Genomic DNA, 17,976 nt, shown 5'->3' with positions numbered 1-17,976 from the left:
GACGACCGCCGTGTTCGATACGCTTTCCGACCGCTTGGCGAGTACTTTCAAAAACCTCCGGGGCAAAGGCCGCTTGAGCGAGGCGGACATCGACGCCACGGCGCGCGAGATCCGGATCGCCCTGCTGGAGGCCGATGTCGCGCTGCCCGTCGTCCGGGCCTTCATCAAGCAGGTCAAGGAGCGGGCGACCGGCGTCGAGGTCTCCCAGGCGCTGAACCCCGCCCAGCAGGTCATCAAGATCGTCAATGAGGAGCTCGTCGGCATCCTCGGCGGCGAGACCCGCCGGCTGCGCTTCGCCAAGAACCCGCCGACCGTCATCATGCTGGCCGGTCTCCAGGGTGCCGGTAAGACGACCCTCGCCGGAAAGCTCGGCAACTGGCTCAAGCAGCAGGGCCACGCGCCGCTGCTGGTCGCCTGTGACCTGCAGCGCCCGAACGCCGTCAACCAGCTCTCGGTCGTCGCCGAGCGCGCCGACGTCGCCATCTTCGCGCCGGAGCCGGGCAACGGTGTCGGCGACCCGGTCAAGGTCGCTCAGGACTCGATCGAGTTCGCCCGCTCCAAGCAGCACGACGTGGTCATCGTCGACACCGCCGGCCGCCTCGGCATCGACCAGGAGCTGATGCAGCAGGCCGCGGACATCCGCGACGCGGTCAAGCCGGACGAGGTCCTCTTCGTCGTCGACGCGATGATCGGCCAGGACGCGGTCAACACCGCCGAGGCGTTCCGCGACGGCGTCGGCTTCGACGGCGTGGTCCTCTCCAAGCTGGACGGCGACGCCCGCGGTGGTGCCGCGCTCTCCATCGCGCACGTCACCGGCAAGCAGATCATGTTCGCCTCCAACGGCGAGAAGCTGGACGACTTCGACGCGTTCCACCCGGACCGCATGGCGTCCCGCATCCTGGGCATGGGCGACATGCTCACGCTGATCGAGAAGGCCGAGCAGACCTTCAGCCAGCAAGAGGCCGAGAAGATGGCCTCGAAGCTGGCGAGCAGCAAGGGCAAGGACTTCACGCTCGACGACTTCCTGGCCCAGATGGAGCAGGTCCGCAAGATGGGCTCCATCTCCAAGCTCCTCGGGATGCTGCCCGGTATGGGGCAGATGAAGGAGCAGATCAACAACCTCGACGAGCGCGAGGTCGACCGTACGGCCGCGATCATCAAGTCGATGACGCCGGCCGAGCGCCAGGAGCCGACGATCATCAACGGCTCGCGCCGTGCCCGTATCGCCAAGGGTTCCGGTGTCGATGTCAGTGCGGTCAAGAACCTGGTCGAGCGGTTCTTCGACGCCCGCAAGATGATGTCGAAGATGGCCCAGGGCGGCGGTATGCCGGGCATGCCTGGCATGCCGGGGATGCCGGGCATGGGTGGCGGCGCCAAGAAGAAGAAGCAGCAGAAGCAGGCCAAGGGCAAGCGCAAGAGCGGCAACCCGATGAAGCGGAAGGCCGAGGAAGAGGCAGCTGCCGCCCGCCGCGAGGCCGCACAGTCCGGCAACCCGCTGGGTCTGCCGCAGGGCGACGACGCGAAGAACTTTGAACTTCCCGACGAGTTCAAGAAGTTCATGGGCTGACGCCCACCCCGGCCTCCGGGCGGCGCATGCCGCCTCAGAAGCCGTACGCGGCGCGTAGATGTGTGATCGAGCCCCTGGTCGGAGCCCCGGCCGGGGGCTCGTCCGTGTGGTCATGTCGGTACACCCGCCGATCCGGCCGACGCCCTCAGCAGGGGAGTGCCGCTGCCGAGGGCGGCGGCACCCAGCCCCAGCGCCACGGCTGCCGTGGCCCCCGCGTCCGCCAAGGTGCGGGCCACCGGCAGCCGGTCCGGCCGGGTGGCTTCAGGGCGGTGGATCAGCACCGGGACGTACTCCCGCGTGTGACAGGCATGGCCGATCACCGGGTCGTTGCCATGATCACCGGTGACGATCAGACGGTCGCCGGGGGAGGAGAGCAGCGGCAGCAGCGTGCTCAACCCCGCATCCGTTCGCCGAAGCACGGAGGCGTACCGCGGGGCGTCCTGCTGGTGCCCCGCCAGATCGGTCTCCTGGACATTGCTGACGATCAGCGCCGTGTCCGGGGCCCGGCGGAGGGCGTCGCGAGTGAGTGCGAAGACGTCGGTGGTGCCCACGGCAGGGTGGCGCACCGCCGCCTCGCAGGCCAGCACCTCCGCGGCCTTGCCCACGAGCGTGACGGGCACACCCGCGCCCGCCACCAGCTCCGGCAGCCGGCGGGCCCGGTCCAACGGCCCGCCGAGGTGCTGCACCGCCAGCCCGCCGTTCCGGTAGAAGCCGCTTGCCGGGGTGTCCAGCCCGACCGTGCCGAGGGCGCCTTCCCGTACGAAGGTGTGCAACGGAGCATCGGTGTGGCCGCCCACGGCGATCACCCGGGCGACGGGCGCCACCGAGCGCACCACCTGGGCGATGCGGACAACGTCCGCGAACGAGACGTCCGCCAAGCAGCCGGAGACGTTCCAGTTGACTCCCGGGTCCGCCTCCAGGTTGTCGTGGACGAGGATTCGCCCGTCCACCACCAGCAGGGGCCTCCCGCAGAGGCTGTCCGCACGGTGCCCGTCTGCCCGCAGGGCCGCAGCGACCTCGTCGAGATGCTCGGCGAGCCGGGCCACCGTCACCCGGCTGCAGTCGGTACCCATCATGGTCTGATGCCCGGCGTACGTGTCGGCCCCCGGATAACCGAGAGCCGCGCGGCCCGCGGCGACCGGCAGGGACGGCTCCCGCGGTAGATCAGGGTGCGGGTGGGCGAGGCCGAGACCGAGAGCTGCAAGTGTGGGCAGCGGAAGGCGCCGGCCGGTGGCCGCGCGGTGCCGGTCGAGGAGATGGCCGAGCGTGTCGGCGGTGGCGTCGCCGGGGCGGTGGGCGTCGGCGTCGGGCATCGCCCCGATGCCGAAGCCGTCGATGACGATGATGACGACCTTGCTCATGGCCCACCCGCGCCTTTCCCGTCCGCGTCCTCCGGAAGCGGGCGGCCGAGCGCGTCGTGGCGGCCGAGCAGCCGCGGGGAGCCGGCGGCGAGGCCGGCGACGACGGCGACCGTGCTGCGGGTGACGAAGACCTGGGTACGGAACGCGAGGACGGCGGTGTCGCCGGGCCGGGCGTCACCGGGAGCCAGCAAGCGGTAGTAGTCGATGTTCTCGGCCGGGGCCCGCTGGACGGCGAGCCGGACTCCGGTACGGGGAATCAGCGCCGTTCCGACCCCCGACCTGGCGTAGAAACCGCCGCCGTGCAGAGCGGGCCGGCCGTCCGCGAGGACATGCACGACCTCGGTGACGTAGACGTAGGCGGGCCGTTCCGGCTGGCCCCGGTCGACGGCGTGCAGTGGTGTGGTGCCGGTGAGGGCATGGCCGGGCTCGCCGTGCGTGGCACCCAGCTCGGCGAGCAGCGGCAGGGTGGCCGCGCAGGTCACGCCCGGAGCACTCAGCTTCAGGTCCGTGTGCCCGCGTGCGGCCAGCACCGCCCGGGCCTCTCGGACGCGTGCGAAGGTGGCGGTGGGACGCGGCTGCCCGGACCCGGGAACACACTCGACGCAAGGGAATCCGGTGACCCCGGCGACGCGGACCCCGGGCAACTGCTCCACCTCGGCCGCGAACTCCGCCAGCCCGCCGAGCGGTACACCGCCCTCCTGCCCCGGATGCACCAGTCCGGGCGCCCCCTCGATCCGTACGAGAATGTCCTGCGCCCGGCCCAGCCGGAAGGCCGCCTCCGAGACCGCTCGGGCGTTGGCCACATCGAAAACGGTCACCGCCTCCGGCCGCCAGGCGAGAATCTCGGGCAGCGCGCGGTGTGGAATCTGCACCAGATGGCCCACATTCCCGGGCCGCGCACCCGCCGCACGCAGAGCGCGGGCCTCCGACGCGTCGATGGCGGCGAAGCGGGGCAGGTGCCGGGCCACGGCCCGGATCAGCTCGGGGTTTCGGCCGACCTGCTTGACTACGGGCCAGAGGCCGAGGTCGCACCGTCTCGCCTCCGTCGCCAGCAGCGCGGCATTGGCCTCGACTGCGTCCAGGTCGATGACGTAGGTGTCCGGCTGGACCCTTCCGGTGCGGTGCAGCTCGACGGCGTGGTCGACCAGCTGCGGATTACGTGCGAGGACGGTGTCGAGGAACATCGTGGTCAGCCCCCTTCCCCGCGTACGGGAACGCCGGGCGCGGCGTCGGCGGCCCCCAGGTCGCGCAGCGTACGGCGGAGGATGTCGATGACCAGGTCCGCGCCTGCCCGCATCGGATTGACCCGTACCGTCCAGTCGGCGAGCTCCGGTGCGTCCTCCAGGGTTGAGGCGGACATCCGGTAGACCAGCGGAGCGATCTCGTACCGGGAGTTGGCACCGACCGGGTACGAAGCGGCACCGTAACGCGCCGCGACCGCCGGCACCGCCTGGGCCACGGGCCGGTCCAGTCTCAGCAGCACACAACGGTCCTGGACATTGGCGATCCGCACCTCCGCGACGCCGGGCACTTCCCCGGCCGCCAGCCGCTCGGCGACTTCCGTACCCGTCCTCGACTGCACCGCCCACATCACTGGAACGTGGCTGAGCGCCCGCAACGCATCGAGTGCCTGATGCCCCTGCACCTGGCCACCGCCCGAGTAGTTGTCGTCGTGCACTCGCTCCACCACGTCGCGCGCACCGACGACCGCTCCCACCCCCTCCGGGCCGTGCAGCTTGAACAACGAGAAGCAGGAGGCATCGGCACCCAGCTCCACGCCGCACGCCGGGACGCGGAAGACCGCGTAGTTGTCGTCCACGACGGTGCGCACACCGGCGGCCCGGCAGGCGGCGAGCACCGTGCCGGGGTCGTGGGAGTCCGCCACCCGCTGCCGGGTGTGCTGAACGAAAGCCCACGGGAACCGGCCGGAAGTCAGGGCCCGGTCGAGCGCGGCACGGTCCTCGAAGTCCACCTCGACGGTCCGCACCCCCAGCCCGCGGAGGGTGACACCGGTGGTGCGGTAGACCGGCGCACGGTGCACCAGCAGGCGATCACCCGCGCCGACCACGGCGCCGAGCGCGGCCCGGATGGCGCCTGTCCCCGCACCCTGCACCAGCGCAGCGGCGGGAGCCCCGAAGAAGTCCGCGAGGACGGCCTCGACCCGCGCGGTGGCGCGCGGACGGCCGAGCCCCGGCACCACCCCCGCGTCCGCCTCGAAGAGCTGACGGCCCTCGAAATGCCGGGCTACGCACTCCACCAGACGGAACTGGTTGACCACCGCGTCCTCCACCGAAACCGTCGGCAATGGAAACGTCCTGGGCAGCCGCACACTCATGTCAACACCGCCCACCCTGCCCGGCACTTCCGGTACCGGGAGCCGGTCGGGAAGCCGCCCATGGATCAGAAGCCGCTCCAGCACCAGTGGTCACCTCGGTAACGGGAGCCCCTCTGCTACCAGAAGCCGCCCCAGTGCCAGGGTCCGGGACGGCGACCGGCTGCCCGGCCGGCCGGGCAGCCGTCCCGGGCTCGGCGGCTCCGTGCCTGCCTCCGTCTCCGCCTGTCAGGAAACGCAGCGGATTGCGACGGGTCAGCAGATCGATCAACTCCTCGTCGGCCCCGGCGGCCCGCAACCGCGGCAGGAACGACCGGAACAGGTGTCCGTACCCCTGGCCGCCCGCACCGGCCAGATAGCTGTGCCGGGAGATGTCACAGCTGAGCAGCGCGCGATCGGCGTACCCGGCCTCCAGCAGCGCGAGCAGGGACCGGAGCCGGGTGGCATCGCTCTGGTAGTGCTCCTTGCCGATGGTGTCGAAGGCCACGTACGCACCCGCCGCCGCCAGCTCCCGATGGACGACGGGATCGTCGAGCAGATCCTGATGCCCGACGCTGATCCGGTACGGCGCCAGGCCGGCCGAGGTCAGCACCTCCAGCTGGGCAGGGCCTCCAACCCCCAGCTGGGCGTGGGTCGCCAACGACAGTCCGGTCGTGACGGCGGCGCGGGCGGCCGCGGTGAGCGTACGGACCTCCGGACCGCTCGGCGCACGGCCATGGCTGCCGACCTCTCCGATGACGCCGGGAAGGACGCCGTCGCCGCCCAGGCCGCCCGTGATCTCTTCGACCAGGATGTCGGCCAGTTCCTGGACGCACGCGCTTCCCACCTCAGCCGGATGGAACCGCTCGTGGTACCAGCCGGTACCCGCGACCACCGGCACCCCCGACGCCCGGGAGATGCGAGCCAGCGCCACGAGGTCCCGCCCCATGCCACGGCAGGTCAGCTCGATGACGAGCGCCAGTCCGAACCGCTCCCTGAGATCGGCCAGTTCACGAGCCACCGCTGCGGCGTGCCGGGCCCCCAGGAATGCCGCGCGGTCGGTGGGCCGGGTGAGATCGAGGGCCAGGTGCTCGTGGGGGAGCACGGGACCCTGCACGGCGCTCACGGGCAGCGGCCCGGTGACGGTCCGCACAAGTGAATTCATCACGCACTGCCTTCCTGGCGTCCCATGCACGCCTGCTCAGGTCTTGACCGGGGTGAAGAGGTGCAGCCAGTGGAGGAGATTGAGGACGATGCCGGTGACGACGACCGCCGCGGGAGCGGCGGCCATCCGGACCACCACCCGGCCCACTGCCTCGTTCAGCAGATAGAGCCCGCCGGCTATCAGAATCCCCAGCCCACCCCCCATGGCCTCGGCCGCCAGCAAGGAACCGAACAGGATGGCCAGTTGCAGGGTGTCACCGATGGCGGCACGCAGGTGCTCCGAGGAGTCGCGCACCGAAGGCAGCCCGCCCAGCACCTTTCCGATCCAGCTGAGGGCCAGCACCTCACCGGCGAAGATCAACGCCCCGCAGGCCACCGCCAGCCAGGGGTTCGGCAGCAGATACCCGACCGGGTAGGCGAGGGTGAAACCGACGATGCCGTACGCACCCGAAGCCAGCGCGGTGGTGGCGATCAGCGGAATGAATCCCAGCGCCCGGTAGAAGTCGACCTGCGCAGCTTCCGCGTACTGCCCCTTGGCGATCAAGAAACTGGTCGCCTCCCCACCACCGAACACGTGCAGCTGCGCCAGCAGGCAGACCCCGGCTCCCAGCACCATGAACAACGGCAGGTGCCGGCGCAACCGAGCCGCACTGGTCCCGAACAGCGACACCATCGGATCCACCTCGCCCGGTCTCCCACCGCCGACCGGATCACCCAAAGCCCGCTCCTGCGCGGACGGCGCCGCGCCTGCTGCGACACGCTCCGTCCGGCGCCGACGTACGTCCTTGGCCACCGCGAACCCGATGAGGAGAAGCACTCCGACCGCCATGGCCGGCGCCCCCGCGAACACCTCGGGCCACACCTTCATCGTCAACACCACGAGCGCCAGCTCCACCCCACCCGCCACCGCCCCACGCAGCCGCCCGAACTGTCTGGTGATCGCCAGCACCGGGAACAGCGTGAAGAGAAAGAGGATCGGCGTCGCCATCCGCTGCATGGCCGTCAGGAAGTCGACCGGCAACTCGTGCGCAAGAGCGTTGGCCCCGTCCAGCCCGAACACGACCACCGCGCCCCACGCGCCGCCGAGCAACGGCGCGAGCCACTTCTTCGGCGCGAGGATGCCCAGCACGTCGGTGGGCAGGAACAGCAGCCAGGGGTTGAGCACCCCGGAGGAGAGCGCCATCGGCGCCCCCAGCCCGAAGACGAACCCGACGGAGAGCCCGAAGGACACCGCTGTGGTGGCGCTCCGGGTCGTACGGCCCTGGACGAAGTCGAGCATGAACGGGCGGACACCGTCGTTGAAGACGGCCAGCGCCAGGTGCGAGATGAACGCGGTCAGCGCACACAGGGCCACGACGGTCAGTTGCTGAGCGAGCGAGAAGTCGAGACCGGTGCTCGCGGCGGAGACGGTGCTGCTCACGGGGTCACTCCTTTGTGCCCTGGCAGGTCATCGGGTCGTACGGCCCTCGCAGGCCGGGGGCACCGGGCCGCCGGAGGCAGGCCCGGCACGGTCAGGCGCGGGCGGCGATGGCTCCGGCCAGCGTGGGTGTGACCGCGTCGATCTGGTCCACGGCGAAGCCGAACACCTTCTTGCCCTGGTCCAGCAAGGCATTGATCTCGTCCACCGAGGGGACCGAGCGGCCGAAGGTGTGACAGACGGCGGAGCCCATCAGCCCGACCAGCACGCCGAGCGACGCCCCGGCACCGGTCTGGCAGGTGCCCAGGAAGTAGTCGGCCCGGCCGGCCCGCAGGCGTGCTGCCGCGTCCATGTCGTTGCTGACCACGACCTCGACGCCGGCCAGCGCCAGCCGCTCCACGGTGTCCGCGACCTCGGCCTTGCCGACTCCGCCGGTGAGGATGGTCGTCATGGTGTGTCCCTTCGCAGGAGGGCGAAATGCATCGCCAGGAAGTTGATCTCGGACTCGGGGAGCGGAGAACCGAAGGCCCTCTCGGTCCGTACGGAGACGGCGTGCGCCCGCCGGACGGCGTGGGGGTGGTCGGCCAGCTCCGCCGCCGCTATGTCGTCGGCGCGGAACTCCTCCACCGGCTCGCCGTTCCGCAGCCGGGTCAGCGCCAGCAGCAGATGGCTGGTGAGCATCCCTGCGGTCTCCTCGGTGATCACGCACCCGTCGGCGGACAGCGCGTCCAGCTCGGCCCGGACGAAATCAGCGATGTCGGACCGCACCTGACCGCTCTCCACGAAAATCCGGATCCGTTGCGCGAGCAGGGCTTCCATGCCCGTCCCCCTCCTGGTCATCAGTAGAAGATTTCGGCGTCTTGCGCATCGATCGGCAACTGCGGGGGACCACCTGCGAGCAGGCATCCCGATGGACCGTGCGGGCCGACGCAGCCGGCTCGCCGCCCCGACCGGCCGTCACGGCCGCCTCAGTAGGAAGGCATGCGCTCCCCTCGCAGCACCTCGTCCTGAAGACCGGTGACGGCTCCCAGGTCGAGTGATCCGCTCACAGCCGCCAGCGCCTCACTGCCCTCACTGCGGGCTATCAGCGCCGCGCTGGAATTGCGGAGCGACAGATCGCCGGGGATCTCGTCGCCGAACGGCAGCACCTCCACCTCGTCGCCCAGCTGCCCCTGCACCTCGTCGAGGCTCCAGACGGTGGCGTCGGCCCGGTCATGTGCGAACAGGTCGTGGAGCTGTATGAACGAGCTCTCCAGCCACGTCACGTCCTTGCGGCCGGCGAACGCCTGCTCGGCCAGCGCCCGTTGATCCTCCGACGCGGGATCCACGGCGACCCGCAGGCCGTCGGTGTCGAGCTGGACGCCGTGCCGCAGCAGCAGCCCGTGCGCTCCGACGTAGGTGGCCGGGCCCAGATCAGCGATCAGATCGACGGGATGCTGCTTCATCAACCGGTCGGCGGCGAAGCGGGACAGCACCGCCAGGTCGACCTTGCCGTCCAGCAGGGCTGAGACCCGCGAGGCGGCACCGCGCATGAAGGTGATGGCGAAGGGCGCGCCGGCTTCCTCGAAGGCGGTCCGCAGTCCGGTGGCCAGGCCTTCGTGGCGGCGGGAGTGGGGCAGCGGCATCGCGGCGAGGACGGTGCCCAGCCCGGCGAGGCGCCACAGTATGCCGCGGTCCGCGCGCACCAGGAAGGTGCCGAGGTGCCCGCGGGCCACGGTCTCTATCGCGCCCGACTCCTCCAGCAGCTGAAGTGCGGCCTGCACCGTCCCGTTGCCGACCCCGAGCTCCGCGGCGAGGTCGCGGACCCGGGGGAGCCGTGCGGCGTCACCCTCGGTGGGCCGATTGATCAGCAGAGCGGAGAGCCGACGGGCGGCGTGCCCGTTGCGGGTGAGGAACCGTTCGTCGATGCTGTTCATGGAAATGACAGTAAACAGAATTCTGGATATTGGGTATACCTCGCACGGGTGAATGCCTGGAGCCTCGGTGTTGACGGGTGCTCCCGGCGCGGGCGGGGGAGGGACGTAACCGGGCCCCGCCGAGCCGACCACGGCCACTCTTCCCGCGTGCCGGTGACGGCGGGGCAAGGTGGAAGAGCGGCCGGCTCCGGAGGTCGAGCCGCCGGAAGAGGCGGAGAGGCCAGGAGGGGTGGAAGGGGCAAGAGGGGCGAAAGGGCTGGAAGGGACTACGGAACCGGAAGGGCTGAACTGGCCGGAGGGACCGGAAAGGCCGCAGGAGCCGAAGGAGCCGGAAGAGTCAGAGAAGGCGGAAGAGACGCTAGGACGGTCAGCCGAAGCAGCGGAAGACACACGAACCGAAGCAACGGAAAGACGGAAGACAGCGCAGCGGAAGAAGCGTCACGTACGGGCGATGAGATAACGGAACACGTTCGCCATCCAGACCGTGCCGTCCGGGCGCTGGTGCGGATGCAGCGCCTCGCTCAGTTCCTTCTCCACCTGCGCCTGCTCGGTGACCTCCAGTGCCGCGTCGAACAGCCCCGTGGACAGCAGCCCGCGCACCGCGCTCGGCAGGTTGCCGTAACCGAACGGGCAGGCCACCCGCCCCGACCCGTCGGGCCGCAGCCCCGCGCGGTCGGCCAGGTCCTCCAGGTCGTCCCGGCCGCTGGGCCGCCAGCCGCCCGCCGTGCGCAGCGGGTCCGCCAGCCGCTGGGCCACCCGCAGCACGCTCGCCGTGGCACACCGCTCCACCGGCCCCCAGCCGCCCAGCACCACCGGACTGCCGCGCTCCGCGAGTCCGGCGGCCGTCACCAGCGAAGCCGTCAGCCCTTCGACGCTGCGGACACAGCCCACCGGGTGGAAGGCCGTCACCAGATTGAACGCGGAGCCGTCCGGAGCGGCCGCCTGCTCGGGACCACCGCACGCCAGCACCGTGGCGCGCGCCGTGTCGCCACGGGCCTCGCGCGAGGAGTCGGGAGTCAGCCGTTCCCGCGCCAGATCCAGCCGTTCCTCGTCCGTGTCCACGCCGCAGACCCGCGCTCCGCGGGCCGCGGCGATCAGCAGCGCGAGCCCGGAACCGCACCCCAGCCCCAGCAGCCTGGTGTGGGGACCGACGCCCACCCGGTCGTAGACGGCCTCGTACAGCGGCACCAGCATCCGTTCCTGGACCTCGGCCCAGTCACGGGTGCGTCCACAGGAGTCGGCCGGTGCGGACGGGTCGTGAGAACCGGGAGAGCCGGACTGCCGGAGGTGATGCCGTACGAGCGTGGGTGTCATCGAAAGCGCCCCAATCCGCCGAGAACCCGAAGCTGTCAGTGGTCGTTCTCCCCCGTGTCCCGCCCCTGTGTTCGCGTCGTGCGCCCCCGCATTCCAGACAACTCCCCATCCGGCTCGGAGTCCAGGGTTGCGCCGGGGTTGTCTCCCGCGCGCCCCTCGGTGCGCCGGGGTGCAATTTCGTTTGCCGACGCCAGGTGTCGCGCCCCTACCATGCGCGTCATGGCAAAGGCCCCCGTTCTCACACCCCAGGCGGACGACTTTCCCCGCTGGTACCAGGATCTGATCAGCAAGGCCGAGCTGGCCGACAACGGGCCGGTGCGCGGCACCATGGTCATCCGACCGTACGGGTACGGGCTCTGGGAACGGATGCAGCGGGAGGTGGACGCGCGCATCAAGGAGACCGGTGCCCAGAACGCCTACTTCCCGCTCCTGATCCCGCAGTCGTACCTGACCAGGGAGGCCGAGCACGTCGAGGGCTTCGCGCCGGAGCTGGCGGTGGTCACCCACGGCGGCGGCAAGGAGCTGGAGGAACCGGCCGTCGTCAGGCCCACCTCCGAGACCATCGTCAACGAGTACTTCTCCAAGTGGGTGCAGAGCTACCGCGATCTTCCCCTGCTCATCAACCAGTGGGCGAATGTCGTCCGTTGGGAGATGCGGCCGCGGGTGTTCCTCCGTACGACGGAATTCCTCTGGCAGGAGGGGCACACCGCGCACGCCACCTATGAGGAAGCCCGCGACTACGCCGCCCGTGTCCACCGGGACGTCTACGCGGACTTCATGGCCGACGTCCTCGCCATCGACGTGGTGGCCGGGCGCAAGACCGCGGCGGAACGGTTCGCCGGCGCCATCAACACCCTGACCCTCGAAGCGATGACGGGTGACGGCAAGGCCCTCCAGATGGCCACCAGCCACGAACTGGGCCAGAACTTCGCGCGCGCCTTCCACACGCAGTACCTCTCCAAGGAGGGCACGCAGGAACTGGTCTGGCAGACCTCCTGGGGCAGCACCACCCGCATGATCGGCGCGCTGGTCATGTCGCACGGTGACGACCACGGCCTGCGTGTCCCGCCCCGGCTGGCCCAGGTTCAGGCCGTGGTCCTGGCGGTCAAGGGGGACGACACCGTACTGACCGAGGTCCGGCGGATCGGCGACGCACTGAGGGCGGCGGGGGTACGCGTCCAGGTCGACGACCGTACGGACGTCCCCTTCGGGCGCCGCGCGGTGGACTGGGAACTGAAGGGCGTGCCGGTCCGGGTCGAGGTCGGTCCGCGTGACCTGGAGAACGGCACCGCGGTGCTCGTCCGCCGTATCCCCGGCGGCAAGGAGCCCGTCCGGCTCGACGCGCTCGTCTCCCTGCTCCCCGCGATCCTGGAGGAGGATCAGGCGCTGCTCCTGCGGCAGTCCCGCGAGCGCCGGCAGTCGCGCACCTCGGACGTGGCGACGGCCGAGGAGGCCGTCGAGGCCGCGGCCGCGGGCGGCTGGGCCCGCATCCCGTGGGCGGCACTCGGCCCGGAGGGAGAGGCCCGGCTCGCCGAGCAGGCGGTGACCGTACGGTGTCTGGTAGCCGAGGACGGGTCGGTGCCCGGCACGGACGACGCCCCCGGTACGATCGCGGTCGTCGCGCGCGCCTACTGAGTCCCATCGGGCTCCACCGGTGGCACGTCGCGGCCCACGGGCAACGGTTGCCCCGGCGCGCATCCATCTCTTACGCGCCGGGGCGTACGCGCGGGTACGCCCCGGCTTGCCACCCGACGCGCGCCTTCTCCGCAGTTCTGCGCACACGCCGTCCTCGAAACCCATGACCAGAAACTGACCGGTACGTGCAAATTATTTGAGATGCCCCGTAATCGGAACACTGGATGGGCCCGGCTCGTTGTCACGACGTGAGCACGACACCGCCTGTTCTCGCCGCCGAGCTGGCGCTCGCGTGGGCCGACATTCAACGGCACCACCCCGAGCTGCCGGACCTGGCCGCGCCCGAGTCCTTGATCGGAGAGTCCTCGTCCGCCTGTGGGGCCGAGCTCTCCTTCGAACGGCTGCTGCATGAGGCAGTCCACGGCATCGCCGCCGCCCGCGGCGTCCGCGACACCTCACGCGCCGGCCGCTACCACAACCGCCGATTCCTCTCCATCGCCGAGGAGTTGGGCCTCGACCACGTCGACGAGCCGCACCCGAGCAGCGGCTTCTCGCTGGTCACGCTCAACCCCGAGGCCAGAAGGCGCTACCGCCCCACCATCGAGCGGCTCGCCAGAGCCCTCAAGGCGCACTCCGTCGCGACCACGGCCGACAGTGCCCGCAGCTTCCGGGGTCCGGCCGCCCGGCACGGCTCCTCCGGTGGCGGTGTGCGCGTCAAGGCCGTCTGCGACTGCGGGCGCAATGTCCGGGTCGTCCCGTCCGTGCTGGCCCAGGCTCCCATCGTCTGCGGCGGCTGCGGCAAGCCCTTCCGGATCCCCGAGGTGGCTGCGGTCGGCTGACCTGGAGTGGTGTGGCACAATGGTCAGCTGTACTCGACAGTCGCACAGGACCCCTCTCTCCTCCGGCTGGCGCGTCCATCGGGCACCCGAGTACCGCAACCCCACGTGGCATCCCGTTGTGCCCAACCACGTCAAGACCAGGAGACACCACTCCCGTGGCAGTCAAGATCAAGCTGAAGCGTCTGGGCAAGATCCGCGCGCCTCACTACCGCATCATCATCGCCGACTCCCGCACCCGCCGTGACGGCCGGGCGATCGAGGAGATCGGTCTGTACCACCCGGTGCAGAACCCGTCGCGCATCGAGGTCGACTCCGAGCGTGTCCAGTACTGGCTGGGTGTCGGCGCGCAGCCGACCGAGCCCGTCATGGCCATCCTCAAGGTCACCGGCGACTGGCAGAAGTTCAAGGGCCTGCCCGCCCCGGCGCCGATGAAGGTCGCGGAGCCGAAGGCTGACAAGAGCGCCCTGTTCGAGGCTCTGGCCAAGGACGGCGACGAGCCGAAGGGTGAGGCGATCACCCCGAAGGCGAAGAAGGCTGACAAGAAGGCGGACGAGGCCGAGGCCGAGTCCACCTCCGAGTCGACCGAGTCCTGATCATGCTCGAGGAGGCCCTCGAGCACCTCGTAAAGGGCATCGTCGACAACCCCGACGACGTGCAGGTCGCCTCGCGCACCCTGCGTCGCGGGCGCGTTCTGGAGGTCCGGGTCCACCCCGACGACCTCGGGAAGGTGATCGGCCGCAACGGCCGCACCGCGCGTGCCCTGCGGACGGTCGTAGGCGCCATCGGCGGTCGCGGTATCCGGGTCGACCTCGTCGACGTGGACCAGGTCCGCTGAGCAGAACCGGGGTACCGGGGCACTCCCCGGACCAGGCAGTACCGGCACGGGCCGGGGAGGGCTACGGCTCACCCCGGCCCGTTGTCGTAGGCATCTGCGACGATGCACGTATGACCGTTACCACCGATTGACGAATCACGAGGCGAGGACCGCCACCGCGGCGAGCGGCGGGCGGCCGGCCGCGAAGAGGGGCACTGTGCAGCTGGTAGTCGCGCGGATCGGCCGCGCCCACGGCATCAAGGGCGAGGTCACCGTCGAGGTGCGTACCGACGAGCCGGAGCTGCGGCTCGCGCCCGGCGCCGTACTGGCCACGGACCCGGCAGCAACCGGCCCGCTGACCATCGAGACCGGCCGGGTGCACAGCGGGCGCCTGCTGCTGCGTTTCGAGGGCGTACGGGACCGTACGGGCGCCGAGGCGCTGCGGAACACGCTGCTGATCGCGGAGATCGACCCCGAAGAGGTCCCCGAGGACCCCGAGGAGTTCTACGACCACCAGCTCGTCGACCTCGACGTGGTCACCCGCGACGGCACCGAGGTCGGCCGGATCGCCGAGATCTCCCACCTGCCCTACCAGGACCTGCTGATCGTCCGCCGCCCGGACGGCAGCGAGATCATGATCCCGTTCGTCTCCGAGATCGTTCCGGAGATCGACCTGGCGGAGCAGAAGGCGGTCGTCGACCCCCCGCCCGGCCTGCTCGACGACAGCCAGGCCGAGGTGGCCTCGGCCCGCGACGCGTCCGCGGAGCCCGCGGCCCCGAAGGCGCAGGGCGCCGACTCGGCCCGTGACGCCGGCGAGGACGTGTAATGCGGCTCGACGTCGTCACGATCTTCCCCGAGTACCTGGAACCGCTGAACGTCTCCCTGGTCGGCAAGGCCCGCGCCCGCGGCCAGCTGGACGTCCGCATCCACGACCTGCGGGAATGGACCCACGACAAGCACAACACCGTCGACGACACGCCGTACGGCGGCGGTCCCGGCATGGTCATGAAACCCGAGCCGTGGGGCGAGGCGCTGGACTCGGTCATCGACTCCCAGGAGGGCGACCCGGTCATCGTCGTCCCCACGCCGAGCGGCAAGCCCTTCACCCAGCAGCTCGCCGTGGAGCTCTCCGAGAAGCCCTGGCTGGTGTTCACACCGGCCCGCTACGAGGGCATCGACCGCCGCGTCATCGAGGAGTACGGCGACCGCGTGGACGTCCGCGAGGTCTCCATCGGCGACTACGTCCTGGCCGGCGGCGAGGCCCCCGTCCTGGTGATGGTCGAAGCCATCGCCCGGCTGCTGCCCGGCGTACTGGGCAACTCGGCCTCCCACCAGGACGACTCCTTCGCCCCCGGCGCCATGGCGGACCTCCTGGAAGGCCCCGTCTACACGAAGCCTCCCGAGTGGCGCGGCCGCGGCATCCCCGAGGTGCTGCTCAGCGGCCACCACGGCAAGATCGCCCGCTGGCGCCGGGACGAAGCGTTCCGCCGTACCGACCGCAACCGCCCCGATCTCATCGAGCGCGCCGACCCGGCCGCCTTTGACAAGAAGGACCGCGAGACCCTCTCGATCCTCGGGTGGGCCGAGGGAACGAGCGGTCGATTTGGGCGTACGAGCGACGACGTGGAAGAATAGGCCGCTGCTGTGTGCGTCCGGCGCGCGCCCCTGCCACAGGGGGAACGACGCCCGCCCGACGGAACGGCAACCTCAACGCAATTCTCCAGTTCCGTTGATGACCTGTGGCATCAACGAAGAAAGCAGTGGGTCATGAACCTTCTCGACTCCGTCGACTCCGCATCGCTGCGCAGCGACGTCCCGGCCTTCCGTCCGGGTGACACCGTCAACGTCCACGTGCGCGTCATCGAGGGCAACCGCTCCCGTGTGCAGCAGTTCAAGGGCGTCGTCATCCGCCGCCAGGGCGCGGGCGTCCGCGAGACCTTCACGGTCCGCAAGGTCAGCTTCTCCGTCGGCGTCGAGCGCACCTTCCCCGTGCACACCCCGATCGTCGAGAAGATCGAGCTGGTGACCCGCGGTGACGTGCGTCGCGCCAAGCTGTACTACCTCCGTGAGCTGCGCGGCAAGGCCGCGAAGATCAAGGAGAAGCGCGACAACTGAACAGACGTCCGGCGTCCTGGACCGGCCGGATAGGCTCAGGGTCCGATGGACACCGACGCACAGTTTTCGGAGCGCGACCGCTCTCCCGCCCCTGAACCGGGGCCGGAGCAGGGGTCGCGCTCCGCGTGTTTTTCCGCGCACGCCTCCTCCGTGACGGAGAAGGCGGCCGCGCTTCCCGGGCCCGAGGAGCGGGCGGAACGGGGTGTACGGCCCGCGGGACGTACGGAGGGGGTCACGGCCCCGGATGGTCGGCCGGAGGGGGGCAGAGGCCCGCGAGGGCGCTCTGAGGGGGGCGCCGGCCCGGAAGGGCGGCCGGGGCGGGGTACGTGCGTGCAGGACCGTAGCGCGCTGCCTCAGGACGCACCGCTCCAGGATGCGCTGCCCCTGGAGGGGGCAGCGCAACGGCGGCCGTCCCGGATCCGGCGGTTCGGGTCCTGGTGGGGAGCGAGTTTGTCCGCCCTGTGGCGCCGGCCCGTCCTGCTGCTCTCGCTCTGTGTGGCTTTTGTCCTGCTGCTGAGCGCCTTCGTCGTACAGCCCTTCCTGATCCCCAGCTCCTCCATGGAGAACACCCTGCGGATCGGCGACCGGGTGCTGGTCAACAAGCTGGCGTACCGCTTCGGCGACGCACCGCGCCGGGGCGACGTGATCGTCTTCGACGGCACCGGTTCGTTCCTGCGGAGCGAACCCGACGAGAACCCGGTGACGGGACTGATCAGGGGAACGGGCGCGGCGCTGGGGCTGGCCGAGCCCGCGGCCACCGACTACATCAAGCGCGTGATCGGCGTCGGCGGGGACCGGGTGACCTGCTGCGACAAACGGGGGCGGATCAAGGTGAACGGCGAGCCGGTGGACGAGGACTACCTGTTCCCGGGGGACGAGCCGTCCTCCGACGCGTTCGACATCGTGGTGCCGGAGGGAAAGCTGTGGGTCATGGGGGACCACCGCGGCAGATCGCGTGACTCACGGGACCACCTCGGCGAACCGGGAGGCGGCACCGTCCCGGTCGGCAAGGTGATCGGCCGCGCCGACTGGATCGCCTGGCCGGTGGGCCACTGGACGGCCCTGCACCGCCCGCACGCCTTCGACGGCATACCGGGCGCGGCAGGCAGCCATGGGTAGCCGGGGGCGGCCCAGGCACGGGCATCAGGGGGCCGCGGGCGCGGATGAGACGGATGGGGAAGAGGGCTACGGGGGCAGCTCGCGTGGGGCCGCTTCGTTCGGGCCTGAGCGCGGAACTGATTACGGGGCCGAACGCGGAACCGATTACAGGTCCGACTTCGGACCCGACTTCGGGACCGGTTACAGGGCCGACTCGTACGCGGGGCGCAGTGGCAGCCCGTACGAAAGCGCAGGGCGCGGGGACGGACCGTACGGCGAAGGAGCCGAGGCCGGCGGCAGCGCGCGCGCCGGCACGCGAACGACCAGACCCGCCACTGGAGGACGGGCCGCACGACGGCGCCAGGCGCGCCGCATCAAGCGGCGCAGGCGTCGCTCCTACCTCAAAGAGATACCGATCCTCATCG

General features: G+C 70.8%; 17 protein-coding genes and 1 pseudogene. 9 read left to right on the top strand and 9 right to left on the bottom strand.

The genetic code is table 11. From position 1 onward, the window contains the following. The first annotated feature begins 10 nt into the window (after window positions 1–10). Complete coding sequence (gene ffh / locus JXZ78_RS03060) at window positions 11–1,567, top strand: signal recognition particle protein (protein ID WP_030018398.1); 1,557 nt, start codon at window positions 11–13, stop codon at window positions 1,565–1,567. Between the two features lie 110 nt (window positions 1,568–1,677). Here ffh and JXZ78_RS03055 read toward each other — a convergent pair whose 3' ends face one another. From JXZ78_RS03055 to JXZ78_RS03015, 9 genes and pseudogenes are all read right to left on the bottom strand, one after another. Next, window positions 1,678–2,928, bottom strand: a complete 1,251-nt coding sequence (locus JXZ78_RS03055; protein ID WP_030018399.1) for a phosphopentomutase — start codon at window positions 2,926–2,928, stop codon at window positions 1,678–1,680. Continuing rightward, the gene (locus tag JXZ78_RS03050) at window positions 2,925–4,112 is read right to left on the bottom strand and encodes an alanine racemase (RefSeq protein WP_030018400.1); all 1,188 of its coding nucleotides are present in this window, start codon (window positions 4,110–4,112) and stop codon (window positions 2,925–2,927) included. The genes JXZ78_RS03055 and JXZ78_RS03050 overlap by 4 nt, the downstream gene beginning before the upstream one ends. A gap of 5 nt (window positions 4,113–4,117) precedes the next feature. Next, window positions 4,118–5,263 carry an aminotransferase class V-fold PLP-dependent enzyme gene (locus JXZ78_RS03045; protein ID WP_030018401.1) on the bottom strand — a complete coding sequence of 382 codons (1,146 nt, stop codon included), beginning with the start codon at window positions 5,261–5,263 and terminating at the stop codon, window positions 4,118–4,120. Between the two features lie 220 nt (window positions 5,264–5,483). Then, window positions 5,484–6,404, bottom strand: a pseudogene (locus tag JXZ78_RS03040) (phosphotriesterase family protein); the annotation flags it as partial. 36 nt (window positions 6,405–6,440) lie between these two features. Next, window positions 6,441–7,823, bottom strand: a complete 1,383-nt coding sequence (locus JXZ78_RS03035) for a YhfT family protein (RefSeq protein WP_030018403.1) — start codon at window positions 7,821–7,823, stop codon at window positions 6,441–6,443. A gap of 91 nt (window positions 7,824–7,914) precedes the next feature. Next, complete coding sequence (locus JXZ78_RS03030) at window positions 7,915–8,271, bottom strand: DUF2620 family protein (protein ID WP_030018404.1); 357 nt, start codon at window positions 8,269–8,271, stop codon at window positions 7,915–7,917. Further along, on the bottom strand, window positions 8,268–8,639 hold the full coding sequence (locus JXZ78_RS03025; RefSeq protein ID WP_030018405.1) for a PRD domain-containing protein: 372 nt from the start codon (window positions 8,637–8,639) through the stop codon (window positions 8,268–8,270). Before JXZ78_RS03025 ends, JXZ78_RS03030 begins: the two co-directional genes overlap by 4 nt. Window positions 8,640–8,788: 149 nt before the next feature. Then, window positions 8,789–9,736, bottom strand: a complete 948-nt coding sequence (gene yhfZ / locus JXZ78_RS03020) for a GntR family transcriptional regulator YhfZ (RefSeq protein ID WP_030018406.1) — start codon at window positions 9,734–9,736, stop codon at window positions 8,789–8,791. A 438-nt stretch (window positions 9,737–10,174) separates the two neighbouring features. After that, window positions 10,175–11,050 carry a methyltransferase domain-containing protein gene (locus JXZ78_RS03015; RefSeq protein ID WP_030018407.1) on the bottom strand — a complete coding sequence of 292 codons (876 nt, stop codon included), beginning with the start codon at window positions 11,048–11,050 and terminating at the stop codon, window positions 10,175–10,177. Between the two features lie 219 nt (window positions 11,051–11,269). Here JXZ78_RS03015 and proS point away from each other — a divergent pair, with 219 nt between their 5' ends. The 8 genes from proS (at window position 11,270) to lepB (ending at window position 17,572) form a co-directional block, all read left to right on the top strand. After that, on the top strand, window positions 11,270–12,685 hold the full coding sequence (gene proS, locus JXZ78_RS03010; protein ID WP_030018408.1) for a proline--tRNA ligase: 1,416 nt from the start codon (window positions 11,270–11,272) through the stop codon (window positions 12,683–12,685). Between the two features lie 248 nt (window positions 12,686–12,933). Further along, complete coding sequence (locus JXZ78_RS03005) at window positions 12,934–13,524, top strand: hypothetical protein (protein WP_030018409.1); 591 nt, start codon at window positions 12,934–12,936, stop codon at window positions 13,522–13,524. 155 nt (window positions 13,525–13,679) lie between these two features. Next, a complete protein-coding gene (gene rpsP / locus JXZ78_RS03000) occupies window positions 13,680–14,117 on the top strand; it encodes a 30S ribosomal protein S16 (protein ID WP_030018410.1) in 438 nt (145 codons plus the stop codon). 2 nt (window positions 14,118–14,119) lie between these two features. Continuing rightward, window positions 14,120–14,359: an RNA-binding protein gene (locus JXZ78_RS02995; protein WP_003980229.1), complete on the top strand. Its 240-nt coding sequence runs from the start codon at window positions 14,120–14,122 to the stop codon at window positions 14,357–14,359. A 196-nt stretch (window positions 14,360–14,555) separates the two neighbouring features. Continuing rightward, complete coding sequence (gene rimM, locus JXZ78_RS02990) at window positions 14,556–15,164, top strand: ribosome maturation factor RimM (protein ID WP_030018411.1); 609 nt, start codon at window positions 14,556–14,558, stop codon at window positions 15,162–15,164. Next, window positions 15,164–15,973: a tRNA (guanosine(37)-N1)-methyltransferase TrmD gene (trmD, locus tag JXZ78_RS02985; RefSeq protein WP_030018412.1), complete on the top strand. Its 810-nt coding sequence runs from the start codon at window positions 15,164–15,166 to the stop codon at window positions 15,971–15,973. The genes rimM and trmD overlap by 1 nt, the downstream gene beginning before the upstream one ends. A 132-nt stretch (window positions 15,974–16,105) precedes the next feature. Beyond that, complete coding sequence (gene rplS, locus JXZ78_RS02980) at window positions 16,106–16,453, top strand: 50S ribosomal protein L19 (protein ID WP_030018413.1); 348 nt, start codon at window positions 16,106–16,108, stop codon at window positions 16,451–16,453. Window positions 16,454–16,801: 348 nt separating this feature from the next. Next, window positions 16,802–17,572 carry a signal peptidase I gene (gene lepB, locus JXZ78_RS02975; protein ID WP_372498395.1) on the top strand — a complete coding sequence of 257 codons (771 nt, stop codon included), beginning with the start codon at window positions 16,802–16,804 and terminating at the stop codon, window positions 17,570–17,572. Window positions 17,573–17,976 lie beyond the last annotated feature (404 nt).

Source organism: Streptomyces monomycini (assembly GCF_022271435.1).
GTDB lineage: Bacteria > Actinomycetota > Actinomycetes > Streptomycetales > Streptomycetaceae > Streptomyces > Streptomyces monomycini.
The sequence above is the reverse complement of the archived record's forward strand: the minus strand, read 5'-3'. Positions and strand labels throughout refer to the sequence as shown.